Below are 14,131 nucleotides of genomic sequence, written 5' to 3'. Positions count from 1 at the left end.
GAAGAAATGGTAGAAGAGGCAGAAAGCAAAACCCCGCTTGAAAAAATACTCGACAATTTCCGGAAAGCCTCCGTAACGGAACGGGAAAAAGGCATCTATTTCGAGGAACTGATCATCTGCTATCTGAAAAACGAGGCCTCCTACAGGGACCTGTACAGCGACGTCATGACCTATGCCCAATGGGCCGAACGGATGGGATATGACCGCAAGGACACCGGTATCGACCTAGTTGCCGTGACACAGGACGGGCAATACCACGCCATCCAGTGCAAATTTTACGCACCGGACCATACCTTGCAGAAAAAGGACATCGACAGCTTCTTCACGGCATCCGGCACCAGTGACTTTGCCCATCGCATCATCGTCAGTACCACCAGCCACTGGTCGGAAAATGCCGCCAACGCCCTGTTCAACCAACAAATCTCTGTCAGCAAAATCGACCTTTTCGATCTGGAAAACAGCCAGATCGACTGGAGCCGGTATCAGGGAAAAGACACCGAACCGGTATTGCGTCCCAAAAAAGAACTGCGTTCCCACCAGATACTCGCCAAAAACGCTGTCATCGCCGGACTGGCCGAAGCGGACCGCGGCAAGCTCATCATGGCCTGTGGCACCGGCAAAACCTTCACCAGCCTGAAAATCGCCGAAGAACTGGCAGGGGCCGGAAAACGGGTACTCTTTCTGGTCCCCAGCCTGAACCTGCTCTCGCAAACCCTGACCGAATGGACACAGGAAAGCCAGACACCACTGCACAACTTCGCCGTCTGCTCCGACAGCGATGTCGGAAAACACCGGAAGAAAGACGACGATACCGTAGCGACCTATGCCCATGAACTGCGTTATCCAGCCACCACCTCGCCCATACGGCTGGCGACCGAAATGGAAATGCGCCACGACAACCGGCACATGAGCGTCGTTTACGCCACCTATCACTCCATCGACGTCATTGCACGTGCCCAGAAAGAACATGGACTGTCCGACTTCGATCTCATCATCTGCGACGAAGCCCACCGGACAACCGGCGCGAAATTCGAGGGAGCGGACGAAAGCGCCTTCACCCGGGTACACAACAAGGATTACATCCATGCCGCTAAACGCCTGTACATGACCGCCACACCCCGTGTGTACGGCACCAGCGCAAAAGCCACCGCCGAAAGGGACAACATTGAATTGTGTTCCATGGACAAAGAAAACCAGTATGGCAAGGAACTGTTCGTCATCAATTTTTCCGAAGCCGTCAAACGAGGCCTGCTGGTCGATTACAAAGTCATCGTACTGGCTGTTGACGAAGCCACCGTCAGCCGCAAACTGCAAGATCTGCTGAAAGACCCGAACAATTCCCTGCGTGTCGACGACGCCACCAAAATCATCGGCTGCTGGAAAGCCCTCTCAAAACAGGGACTGACCGAAGACCTCTCCGACGACTTCGCCCCGATGCAACGCGCCGTCGCCTTCTGTCAGGTCATCGAAGAAAAACCGGGCGGCAAAATTCACAAAATCAGCTCGAAACAAGTCGCCGGCATGTTCCAGCAAGTCGTCGAAGCTTACCAGCGTGCAGAAAAGGAAGAACAGGAAAAAGAAAAGCAGAACGAAGAAACACATGAAAAAAGCGCGGAAGAAAAGCATCGTGACGACATCGCCCTCAATCTGATCTGCAAGGCCGAACACGTTGACGGCGGCATGAACGCCACCGCCAAGGAAGAAAAACTGGCATGGCTCAAAAAAGCGCCACCCGAAAACACCTGTCACATCCTCTCGAACGTCCGCTGTCTTTCCGAAGGCGTGGACGTCCCTGCGCTGGACGCCGTTCTTTTCCTGACCCCGCGAAACTCGCAAGTCGATGTCGTGCAATCCGTCGGCCGCGTCATGCGCAATGCCCCGGGCAAAAAACGCGGCTACATCATCCTGCCCGTCGTCATCCCCGCAGGCATCGAACCCCACAAGGCACTGGACGACAACAGGAACTATGCCGTCGTCTGGCAGGTCCTGCAAGCCCTACGCTCCCATGATGACCGGTTTGACGCCATGATCAACCGGCTGGAACTGAACGGTTCCGAACCCGACAAAATGGAAATCATCGCCATTTCCGACCGGATCGCCAAACGTTCTCCCAAAGGCAGCTCCAGGAAAACGAACATCAAACGGTCACATCGTATCGGCGAGAAAAACGCCCCACCATCTGCACTCAAACAGGCTTCTCTTGAATTCGAGATCGGAGAAATCGAACGGGCTATCTATGCCAGACTCGTTAAAAAAGTCGGCAATCGCCATCACTGGGAAGAATGGGCCAAAGACATCGCAAAAATCGCCCAGACCCACATTGACCGCATCAGGGGCATACTGGAAAACCCGGCCAACACCCGAGAAAAACAAACCTTCGCCCAGCTGGCCGAAGAACTGCGGGACGATCTCAACGGCAGCATCACCGATGACGAAATCATCGAAATGCTGGCGCAACACCTGATTACCAGACCGGTATTCGACGCCTTGTTCGGCAACGACCACTTCGCCGCCGAAAACCCGATTTCAAAAGCCCTGCAAAACGTGCTGGATATCCTGCAGGAACACCGGCTGGACAAGGAAACCACTACACTGACCCGGTTTTACGACAGCGTCAAACTGCGTGCCCAGGACATCAACACCCTGCAAGGCAAACAGAAAATCATCGTCGAACTGTATGACAAGTTCTTCCGTGGCGCCTTCCCGAAAATGACGGAGAAACTGGGCATCGTCTATACTCCGGTCGAAGTCGTGGACTTCATCATCCGCAGCGTCGCCCACATCCTGCAAACCGAATTCGGACAAACACTGGGCAGCAAGGGCGTCCATATCCTCGACCCCTTCACCGGCACCGGCACCTTCATCACCCGCCTGCTGCAAAGCGGCCTCATCAAACCGGACGAAATGCCCGACAAATACCGGCACGACATCCATGCCAACGAAATCGTCCTGCTGGCATACTATATCGCCGCCATCAACATCGAAACGACCTACCACACCCTGACCGGATGCGATTACCAGCCCTTTGAAGGCATCTGCCTGACCGATACTTTCCAGCTCTATGAAAAGGAAGACCTGATCGACACCCTGCTCGTTGAAAACAGCGCCCGCCGCAAACAGCAAAAGGCCCTCGACATCCGTGTCATTATCGGCAATCCGCCATACTCGGCAGGCCAGAAAAGTGCAAATGACAATGCCGCCAATATCGACTACCCACATCTGGATAACAGGATTGAGGAGACATATGCGGCAAGATCAACAGCGACCAATAAGAACGCGCTTTACGATAGCTATATCCGTGCCATCCGCTGGGCTTCCGACCGGATCGGGGAAAGCGGGGTTATTGGATTCGTGTGTGGCAACGCATGGATTGAACGCTCATTTGCAGACGGAATGCGGAAGTGCTTGGTTGATGAGTTTTCTAACCTTTATATATTCAATTTACGCGGCGATATTCGTAAAAATATGCTTAGTAAAGGGCGAGCACAGGAAGGCGAGAATGTTTTTGGCAATAAAAGCATGACAGGAATCTTGATTATGGTTCTTGTCAAAAATCCGTGTTCTGACCAAAAGGGACATATTTATTACCACAATATTGGCAATAATCTGACAGAACAGGAAAAACTGGAAGAAATCGCTGCTTTCGGCGATATCAACGGCATCGCACAGGCAAACGGATGGAAACAGCTGGTACCCGATGCCTATGGCGACTGGCTGAACCAGCGCGACGATCATTTTACCCGATACATCAGTATCGGTAATAAAAAGGAGATAGATATACCCGTTTTATTTGCAAACTACTCCAATGGTTTAAAAACACAGCGTGACGCATGGTGTTATAATGCCTCGAAACAGGCAGTTGCAGCAAACATGCAACGCATGATCGGTTTTTACAATACCGAACGGGAACGTTTCCATACCGCCTACGGTGCACTGGAGCGGAAAGAAAAAGAGCAGAAGATCGACAGCTTCATCGATACGGATGCCAGCAAAATCAGTTGGACACGTGCATTAAAAGGCGATGTCGGTAAAAACAAAACTGCACAATTCGATAAACAGAATATTGTGCCCAGTCTGTATCGTCCGTTTACCAAACAATGGCTGTATTTCAATCGCCAGTTCAACGAAATGGTTTATCAAATGCCCCGGATTTTCCCGGACACCACCGTGGAAAACAGGGTAATTTGCGTTTCCGGGACAGGGAGCAGAAATGGATTAGGTACTTTTATCAGCAATGTTATTGTTGATTTGAATGCATTGGAAGCTGGCGCACAGTGCTTTCCGCTCTGGCTGTATGAACCGGAGGCGTCAGCTGACAGAACCGGAACATCGCCACAGTCGGAAATGTTCGACGACACGCCGGGAAATGGGTTGTCTGGCAGGAACCGGACAGCCTATACCCGAAAGGACGCGATCACGGATACCGGGCTGGCACATTTCTGGAATGCCTATCCGGGTGAAGCTATTGGCAAGGAAGATATTTTCTATTATGTCTATGGCTTGCTGCATTCGGAAGAGTATCGTACCCGCTATGCGGACAATCTGATGAAGGAACTGCCGCGTATTCCCTGCGTGAAAACCGCAGAAGCGTTTTGGGCATTCTCGAAGGCAGGCAGGAGGCTGGCCGAACTGCACCTGAATTATGAAACCGTCGAACCGTATCTCCTCCAAATAGAAGGTATTGATCTGTTATCCAGACCGGAAGACTATCGCGTGATCAAAATGCGTTACGGCAAAAACGGCAAGGAGAAAGACCTGACGACGATTATCTATAACGATCTTGTCGTGATCAAAGGTATTCCTCCACAAGCGTATGAGTATGTGGTCAACGGCAAGCCGGCACTGGATTGGGTGGTGGAACGGCAGGCGGTCACGACCGACAAGGCCAGCGGCATCGTCAACGATGCCAACGACTGGGCAATCGACACTATGCACAATCCGAAGTATCCGCTGGAACTGGTGCAACGCGTCATTACCGTATCGCTGGAAACCATGAAGATCGTTAGAGGATTGCCTGAGCTGGATATCATGCAAGATAACGGCCTGCAGAAATGAATTTTACGTTTGAAGAGATAACAGATGAATATCCAACAGTACTCCGTACAGGCACAACAAATATCCAATATTCTTGCATGGGTTCGTTCAGGCGAAATTGCCATTCCGGAAATCCAGCGACCTTTTGTCTGGGATGCCACACATGTACGAAACTTTCTGGACTCGCTTTATAACGGTTACCCTGTCGGTTATTTGATTGCATGGCGCAACCCGAATGTCAAACTGAAAGATGGCAGTTTTTCGGAAGGAAAGAAAATTCTGATTGATGGCCAGCAACGGGTGACAGCCCTGATGGCAGCTATCCTAGGGCAGGAAGTTCTGACCAAAGATTATCGGAAAATACCTATTGTGATTGCGTTTAATCCGCTAGGTGATTCATCCAGCCGTTTTGAGGTTTCAAACTCGGCAATTAAAAAAAATCCCCAGTGGATTCCAGATATATCGGTCATTTTTTCACCAGAAGCCAGAACCAGCCGGATTGTCCGGGCCTATATGGAAAAAAATCCCCATGCAAACGAGGATGACGTGGAAGATGCCATTGAACGCTTGAGATTGGCACTAAGCAATAATACGGTAGGTTACATCGAACTGAGTTCGGATCTAGACATCGAGACAGTAACCGAGATTTTCATTCGGGTGAACTCAGCCGGTGTGTCATTAAGTCAAGCTGACTTTGCCATGTCAAAAATCGCCGTCAACGAAACATACAGTGGAAATATCCTCCGCAAGACAATTGACTATTTCTGCCATCTGATGGCAACCCCCGAATTTTACGGAACATTGAAGGAAAGTGACAAGGAATTTGCGCAAACTGATTTTTATCGAAAGATGGAATGGATCAGAAGCAATCATGAAAATATCTACAAACCTTCTTATGTTGATATGCTCAGAGTCGCCTTTTCAACCCGTTTCAAACGTGGAAAATTGGCTGATCTTGTCGCCCTACTATCCGGAAGGAATTTCGAAACAAAACAGTACGAAGAACGGATTGTCGAAGAATCATTTGGCAAACTGAATGCCGGTACTGCAGATTTTATCAATGAAACCCATTTCAAACGGTTTGTCATGATTATCAAGGGAGCCGGTTTTATCGATCTGTCATTTATCGGATCACAAAACGCCTTGAATTTCGCTTATATTCTCTATCTGACATTGCGTCAACAGGGATATCCGGCTGCCACCATAGAACATTATGTTGCCAAATGGTTTATCTATTCTGTTTTGGTCGGACGCTATTCCGCAGGTTCGCCTGAAACCGACATCCATTACGATATAGAACGGATCGACAACCAAGGAATTGAAAAATATGCAGCTGATCGATTCAATGCAGAATTATCAGATATTTTCTGGGATTCCGAATTGCCACAAAGAATGAATACATCGGTGAGCAGCAGTCCCTACTTCAGATTGTTTCGTGCTGCACAAGTCAAGGCAAATGACAAGGGATTTCTTTCAAGGGATATTACTGTACGGGATTTGATATTGAACAGATATGATGTACATCATCTTTTTCCACGGCAATATCTCGAAAAAAACGGATTGACACGTGGACAGTATAACCAAATTGCCAACTACGCCGTAACACAGAGCGAAATCAATATTTCAATCGGAAAAAAAGAACCTTTCCGTTATATGAGTGAAATACGGGAACAATGTTCAGGTGGGCAGCAGAAATATGGTCATATCCGGTCAATGGATGAACTAAGAGAAAATCTGATACAACATTGTATTCCCGAAGACTTTGAATTCATGGATATAAACAATTATCAGGATTTCCTCGCCAAACGAAGAAAATTGATGGCTTGGAAAATACGTGATTATTTCTATTCTTTTTAGAAAACATGTATTTGCATCTATCAAACACTAAAACATATCTGAAAAGCCTCACAGGAAAAACGGAACCATGTAATCCTTCCGGCAACAACTATCTTACAGATCGAGCAGCATAAACAGCCCATAGACGAGGGCGGCACCGACCAGCATGGTGACTGTCACCATGATCAAATATATCTTGCGAGCACCGGGCGGTACCACGGCCGTACAGCCTGCCGACATGTATTCCTGGAATTCTTCCTGCGGTTGTTCAATCGGGCTGCCGCCGATAATGGGACTGGCTCCTCCGATACGGTCTGCGTTGACGATCGGGCTGGCATTCACGATCGGGTTTTCAGGGGTTTTGGCCACAACAGGGTCAACGGTTCGCCCATCTGTTTTCACGGATTTGTCTTGAGTTGACTGGGACATTGGCACGCTCTGCAAAAAGGATTGTAAACACATTCTTTGTCATGATCGCCAGACAGACGATAACATCCTGTTTTCATTATACTGAAATAAATTCTTTTCGCGACTGTCCATGATGTTTTCGGGGGCCGGCCATAATGGATGAATTCTTGTCCCGCATGAAAACGGACCGGGTTTGTTTTTCCGAATGCGATCAGACAAATGCTTTCATCCGTTTTTTACAGTATCATTTGAACCATGCAACCGTCGCAGCTGGACATTCCCGTCGTCTGTCGATAGCGGTCTGTTTGTCTGTCTGGATTCATCTTTACAGTGTCTGAGAGGATCATCATGAAAAAATTTCAATGTGGTGCAGTGCTGGTCATGGCTCTTTTGATGGCGGCCTGTACGACCAATATCAGTCCCGACACGTATTCCGTCGATTCGGTCGGGGATGTCACGCGAAGCGTCCCCGGCACCATCATCAGCGCCCGGCCTGTCAACGTGGAAGGAACCAACAAAGTCGGTGGTCTGACCGGTGCTGTCGCCGGCGGTGTGGCCGGCTCCGCCATTGGCGGCGGTGACCGCGCGCATGCACTGGGCGCCATCGGCGGTGCGATTATCGGTGCTCTTGCCGGTTCCGCGATCGAAAAAGGCGTCACCAACCAGACAGGCATCGAATACGTTGTCAAAACCGACAGCGGCGAAACCCTGACTCTGGTGCAGGGACCGTCTCCTGCCTTTGCCGTCGGGCAGAAAGTCATGATTCTCTATGGAAAACGGGCCAGAATCATCGCCCGGCAATAACTGGAAAAAGTCCGGTTGACCGGACTTTTTTCTTGCCGTTTTCCGATACAGAGAACTTCCTTTTTCCGCTCTCTTGACGAATACGTCATTGCCGTCAAGATTATTGAACGGAATACATCATATTAACGTATACTCTCACGCGAAAAGGAATTTTTACCCATTGTCTGGATACGGCAAATCCACACCGTGATATGAGAAGCGCTTTCACTGTTTTCCGGTCGCCACGGCCTGACCGGCCATCCGGTCGTTTTCCCGTTGCGAAAACAGGGAAACCCCGAAACGGGAATATCGCGGATTTGCCGTTCCATTATCGTTGCCATAACTGAACCGGACCATGCACGACAGCGTCATCACCTTTATTCAGGATCTTGCCGTCATCATGATCGTGGCCGCACTGGTCACTGTCATCTTCCACCGGCTGAAACAGCCCGTCGTGCTCGGCTACATCGTTGCCGGCGTACTGATCGGCCCCCATACTCCCCCTTTTGAACTCATCAAGGACGAACACACGATCAAGGTGCTGGCGGAACTGGGCGTCATTTTTCTCATGTTCTCGCTCGGCCTTGAATTTTCGTTCCGCAAACTGCTGCGAGTGGGCGCCACGGCTCTGATCGCCGCCGTACTGGAAATCGTTGTCATGATCTGGCTCGGTTACCAGATCGGCCTCTGGCTCGGCTGGAACAACAATCTCGATGCCCTGTTCCTCGGAGCCATTCTCGCCATCTCCTCAACGACCATTATCGTCAAGGCATTAAACGATCTGAAAATGAAAAACGAACGGTTCGCCCAGCTGATTTTCGGCGTGCTCATTGTCGAGGATATTCTGGGTATCGGACTGATCGCCCTGCTCTCCGGGGTTGCCATTTCCGGCAGCGTTAGCGGCAGTGACGTTTTCCTGACGATTTCGAAACTGACGCTGTTCATGATTGTGGCCATGCTCGTCGGCATACTGCTCGTTCCCCGCCTGCTGGCCTATATCGGCAAATTCAGAAGCAACGAGATGCTGCTGGTAACAGTACTGGGCCTGTGCTTCGGTTTCTGCCTGCTGGTGGTCAAACTCGAATACAGCATGGTTCTCGGCGCCTTCGTCATCGGTGCCATCATCGCCGAAGCCAGGGAACTGCACTGGATCGAAAGGCTTATCGAACCCGTCCGCGACATGTTCTCAGCCATTTTCTTCGTGGCGGTTGGCCTGCTTCTCGATCCCCGTGTCATGGTGAAATACGCCACACCGATTCTCGTGATAGCCGGAGCCGTCATCCTCGGGAAAATCGTCAGTTGTACCATCGGTGCCATGATCGCCGGCAACGACGGGCGCACATCGCTCAGAATGGGCATGGGAATGTCCCAGATCGGTGAATTTTCCTTCATCATCGCGTCACTGGGCATGGCCTACAAAGTTACCAGCGATTTCCTGTATCCGATCGCAGTCGCCGTTTCCGCCATCACGACCCTGACAACCCCCTACCTTATCCGTGCTGCCGACCCGCTTGCCCGAAATCTGGCGAAAATGACGCCGCGTCCGCTGGGACGCATCGTCAAACTGTATGGAGAATGGCTCAACAATCTTCACCCGCAGGGTTCCAATGCCGTTATCTGGAACATGATCAAGCGTATATTGGTCCAGATCGGAATCAACATCGCTATCGTCATCGCCATATTCCTGTGCAGCGCCTATTTCGCCGTCAATCTGGGCAACGAATTTTTGGCCGACTGGATCGGCGATATCGACTGGAGAAAATCCCTGATCTGGGGAAGCACACTGATACTGTCGCTGCCGTTTCTCATCGCCGCGTTCCGCAAATTCAAGGCACTTTCCATGATGCTCGCCGAAATGAGCGTCCGTGAAAGCATCACGGGCCGTCATACCCAGCAGGTCAGACGGATCATCAGCGAGATATTGCCTCTGCTGTTTCTGACCGGCACCATGCTGTTTCTGTCCGCCCTAAGCGCCAGTATTCTGCCGAAACGGGAATCCCTCATTCTCGTCATCGCATCCATCATCGCCATCGTGTTGGTTCTCAGAAGATGGTTCGTCAGAATCCATTCCCGCTTGCAGATCGCCCTGTACGAAACACTGGATCACGAAGAAGAAGCCGAAACGGAAAAAAAAGAAAACAGTCACTGATGCGGTCAACCGGATAACTTGCCAGAACGTTTAAAAGAACACCCCCCCAAGTCGTTGACCTGGCACAAGAATACCGGATTTTATCCGGATAAAAATTGACTTGTCCGTCTCAAACAGGCTAAACTGACACGATCTTGCATTAAATCCGGTTAAAATGTCGCAATCCGCTTTTTCACGCCATTGCGGCATGTTCTATTTTGCTAATCATGTCCCAAGACGATCTGAAACTTTCCGTTGCCCGCGCCGCTGTCAATTATGTTCCCGAAGGAAAAATCATCGGTGTCGGAACCGGTTCCACCGCGAATTTCTTCATTGACGAACTGGCCCGGATCAAGGATCGCATAGCCGGCACGGTCGCTTCCTCGAAAGCGACGGCAGAACGACTCGTCTCGCATGGCATCAGGGTCTTCGACCTCAACGATATACACGACAGCATTCCCGTATATATCGACGGTGCCGATGAAATTTCCGGAACCGGGGCCATGATCAAGGGAGGCGGTGGTGCCCTCACACGTGAGAAAATCATTGCATCCGCATCGGACCGTTTCATTTGCATTGCAGACGAATCCAAACTGGTGACGACTCTCGGCAAGTTTCCTCTCCCGGTCGAAGTGATCCCGATGGCACACGAACTCATCGCCCGAAAGCTGGACGCTTTGGGGGGACAGGCCCGGCTGCGTCTGAAAGACGGCAAACCGTTCATCACGGATAACGGAAATGTCATTCTGGATATCTCCGGATTGCAAATCGCCCGTCCCGAAGAGCTGGAAAGAATCATCAACAATATGGCGGGTGTCGTGACGGTCGGACTGTTTGCACAACGCGGCGCGAATGTCTGTCTGCTGGGCAGCCCGGACGGTGTGAAAGTATTGGAGTTTGACAAGTAGTTTTGGATAAAGAGCCGGCGCGGCGGATCGGCAAAAGAGCGGATTTCCTTTTTCCCCGGAAACAGGATCTTTTGCAGGCTCTCCGGCGCTGCATTTCGGTAACATCATTGACCTGAAAAATATGACGTATAAAACCCGATTCAAGTTTCTCGTTCTGGCTCTGGCCGGCTGCTTCACCCTTTCGGCCCCGGCATCCGTTTTCGCCAGCGACATTTCCCTTCCGAAATACAGCAAAGACGCCCAGCTCGCCGCCTTTCATTCCGCAGCCGACCTCGATCTCATCGGTGACGACGCATACGACGACGATCCCCTGACAGAAATTCTTTCCATCAACGAAGTCGATGTCTGGGGAAGAATCCGCTCGGGTTTCGCCATCGCCGATCTGGACAATCCGCTCGTCGAAAACCACATGAATTATTTCGCCAGACGTCCGGACTATTTCCAGAGAACGACGCAACGCGGATCGAAATACCTCTTCCATATCGTGCAGGAACTTGAGAAACGGAACATGCCGACGGAACTGGCTTTGCTTCCGTTTATCGAATCCGCCTACAATCCCCATGCCCGATCCATTGCCAAGGCCGAAGGTCTCTGGCAGTTCATCCCCAGCACGGGACGCCATTACGATCTGGCACAAAACGCTTTCAAGGACGAAAGAAGGGATATCATTTCCTCGACCGAGGCGGCGCTCACCTATCTGCAAAGGCTCCATGACATGTTCGGAGACTGGCAGCTTGCGCTGGCGTCCTACAACTGGGGCGAGGGATCGGTCATGCGGGCCATCAAAAAGGCCGAACGTGCGGGAAAACCGATCACCTTCAACAGCATTTCCGCCTACATGCCGGCTGAAACGCGCAATTACGTTCCGAAACTTCAGGCCGTCAAAAACCTGATCACCAATCCACGCCGATACGGCATCGATCTTCCTCCCGTCGAAAACCAGCCTTATTTCGTCACGATCGGCAAGACCCGTGATATCGACGTCAAGGTAGCCGCCAGACTGGCCGAAATGTCCCTGGATGATTTTCGGGCACTGAATCCCCAGTTCGGTCCCTATGTCATCGCCGGCGGCAACGAGGTCAAAATACTCCTGCCGAAGGAAAACGCCGAAAAGTTCCGGAAAAATCTTTCTCTCTGGACACGACCGCTGTCTTCATGGACGGCCTATCAGGTAACGAGCCCGCGGGAAAAAGTCGAAGACATCGCCGCCCGTCTCAATATCTCTCCCGACGTAATCCGTCAGGCCAACAACATCCCATCCAGAAGCGTCCTGAAATTCGGATCGGCCATTCTGGTTCCGAAAACGTCCGGTTACGATCGTGACATCGCTCCCGAACTTGTTGAAAACGCCAAGCTGGCCTGGGAAAGGGATCTCCCGGCAACACGGCTCGTCACGGTTCCGGTCAGAAAACCGGCCAGACTCGCTTCCATCGCCAAACGTTATCGCGTCAGTGTCGCCGAACTGAAGTCCTGGAACAAAATCAACGGCGATACCGTCAAAAAAGGCACCATACTTAAAGTGCACGTGCCTTACCGTTCCGCTGCGGCCACAACACGTGCCCGCACAAAAGCGATACGTGCCGCCGATGTCAGGACAAGCCGCAATACCATGGCTTCCCGTGTGAAAGTCGTCATGGATGCCAAAAACACTGCATCGACGAAGAAAGGACTGGTCAAGTCGAAAAACAGCCGCACTGCCAGAGCCACTCTATCGAAAAAAACAAAATCCGTAAAAAATCAGGTATCTGCACAACAGACAAAGACCAGAAAAACAGCGGCAAAAAACCGGAAAAAAGCCTGAATGCCACATTTCGGGAATAAAATAGGCTGGCGAACCGGATCTAACAGTTGCCGCAATCCGTCTGACGAACTACAATCTTGCCAGACAGATTCCGCCAGACAGCAAATTAAACATTGCGTTTGACGGATTTTTATTACAAGGAATTTTCCGTCCATATGACGGCTATCCATTTCATACAGTTTAGTTTTGGAGTCATGCATGGCTTTCTTGCAAGGTAAAAAAATACTCATCACCGGTCTGTTATCGAACCGTTCCATCGCACTCGGTATAGCCGAAGCGTGCAGGCGCGAAGGTGCTGAACTGGCCTTTACTTACGTCGGAGACCGTTTCAAGGATCGCATTACCGCATTTGCAAAAGAGCTGGGCAGCGACATGGTCTATGAATGCGACGTCGGCAAGGATGAACACATCGAACACGTTTTCTCCGAAATCGGAAAAACCTGGGGCCGTCTGGATGGTCTCGTCCATTCAATCGGCTTCGCCCCCCGCGAAGCCATCGCCGGAGATTTCTTCGATGGCCTGACCCGGGAAAATTTCAAAATCGCCCACGACATTTCCGCGTACAGCTACCCGGCCATGGTCAAGGCGGCCCGTCATCTGATGGGGCCGGGTTCCGCCGCGCTTGCACTGACCTACCTCGGTTCCAGCCGGGCCATTCCCTATTACAACACCATGGGATTGGCCAAGGCATCGCTGGAAGCCAGCGTCCGCTACATGGCCGAATCGCTGGGCAAACACGGTGTCCGCGTCAATGCCATCTCCGCCGGTCCGGTCAAGACCATCGCGGCCAGTGGCATCCGCGACTTCAATATCCTGCTGAATTTCGTCGCCAAGAACGCACCGTTGCGCCGTAACGTCACCATTGAGGAAATCGGCAATGCTGCGGCATTTCTTCTGTCAGACCTGGCTTCCGGAATCACCGGCGAAATCACCTATGTGGACGGCGGATTCTCCCATGTCATGGGACTGAATACCGATGGTGTCATCGCCCAGAAAGACCACGCCTGACGGCACGCCGAAATAATCCGGAATATCCCGCCGGAAAAACCGGATAACTGGTATAATGTTTTTTTCAGGCAGGAACGAACTTCCTGCCTGAATATTTAGTGGCATTGCCAGCCTTTGCATGATTTCATGCATATGTCATAAAGCCCTTCCGCCTTTTGTGTTTCCAGACACGGTTCCGGCGCAAAGCTTTTGTGCCGAAATTTTTCTTCAGACTATTTCGCCGCC

At 51.1% G+C, this 14,131-nt stretch carries 9 protein-coding genes; 7 read left to right on the top strand and 2 right to left on the bottom strand.

Features of this window, described 5'->3' with window-relative positions; all coding sequences use genetic code 11:
• The first annotated feature begins 6 nt into the window (after positions 1-6).
• Together NB647_RS03860 and NB647_RS03855 are read left to right on the top strand one after the other, a co-directional pair.
• Positions 7-5,055: a DEAD/DEAH box helicase gene (locus NB647_RS03860; protein WP_269284250.1), complete on the top strand. Its 5,049-nt coding sequence runs from the start codon at positions 7-9 to the stop codon at positions 5,053-5,055.
• Between the two features lie 24 nt (positions 5,056-5,079).
• Positions 5,080-6,891, top strand: a complete 1,812-nt coding sequence (locus NB647_RS03855) for a GmrSD restriction endonuclease domain-containing protein (RefSeq protein ID WP_269284248.1) — start codon at positions 5,080-5,082, stop codon at positions 6,889-6,891.
• 93 nt (positions 6,892-6,984) lie between these two features.
• On the opposite strand, the gene NB647_RS03850 is transcribed toward NB647_RS03855, so the two are convergent.
• Entirely contained in the window at positions 6,985-7,299 is a 315-nt protein-coding gene (locus NB647_RS03850; protein ID WP_269265270.1) for a hypothetical protein, read from the bottom strand.
• 327 nt (positions 7,300-7,626) lie between these two features.
• On the opposite strand from NB647_RS03850, the gene NB647_RS03845 reads away from it, so the two are divergent.
• On the top strand, positions 7,627-8,082 hold the full coding sequence (locus tag NB647_RS03845; protein WP_269284245.1) for an outer membrane lipoprotein: 456 nt from the start codon (positions 7,627-7,629) through the stop codon (positions 8,080-8,082).
• A 204-nt stretch (positions 8,083-8,286) separates the two neighbouring features.
• Here NB647_RS03845 and NB647_RS03840 read toward each other — a convergent pair whose 3' ends face one another.
• Positions 8,287-8,418: a hypothetical protein gene (locus NB647_RS03840; protein ID WP_269284244.1), complete on the bottom strand. Its 132-nt coding sequence runs from the start codon at positions 8,416-8,418 to the stop codon at positions 8,287-8,289.
• Here NB647_RS03840 and NB647_RS03835 point away from each other — a divergent pair.
• The 4 genes from NB647_RS03835 (at position 8,417) to fabI (ending at position 13,906) form a co-directional block, all read left to right on the top strand.
• Positions 8,417-10,210, top strand: coding sequence for a cation:proton antiporter (locus tag NB647_RS03835; RefSeq protein ID WP_269265266.1), 1,794 nt, complete (start codon positions 8,417-8,419; stop codon positions 10,208-10,210). The two genes, NB647_RS03840 and NB647_RS03835, sit on opposite strands and share 2 nt — an antisense overlap.
• A 206-nt stretch (positions 10,211-10,416) precedes the next feature.
• Positions 10,417-11,097 (top strand): ribose-5-phosphate isomerase RpiA, encoded by a 681-nt coding sequence (gene rpiA, locus NB647_RS03830; RefSeq protein WP_269265264.1) that lies wholly within the window; start codon positions 10,417-10,419, stop codon positions 11,095-11,097.
• A 121-nt stretch (positions 11,098-11,218) separates the two neighbouring features.
• Complete coding sequence (locus tag NB647_RS03825; protein ID WP_269284242.1) at positions 11,219-12,898, top strand: transglycosylase SLT domain-containing protein; 1,680 nt, start codon at positions 11,219-11,221, stop codon at positions 12,896-12,898.
• Positions 12,899-13,096: 198 nt separating this feature from the next.
• Positions 13,097-13,906 carry an enoyl-ACP reductase FabI gene (gene fabI / locus NB647_RS03820; RefSeq protein WP_269265262.1) on the top strand — a complete coding sequence of 270 codons (810 nt, stop codon included), beginning with the start codon at positions 13,097-13,099 and terminating at the stop codon, positions 13,904-13,906.
• Positions 13,907-14,131 lie beyond the last annotated feature (225 nt).

The organism is Oxalobacter aliiformigenes (assembly GCF_027116575.1).
Taxonomy (GTDB): domain Bacteria; phylum Pseudomonadota; class Gammaproteobacteria; order Burkholderiales; family Burkholderiaceae_D; genus Oxalobacter; species Oxalobacter aliiformigenes.
This window is presented reverse-complemented; position numbering and strand designations above follow the sequence as displayed.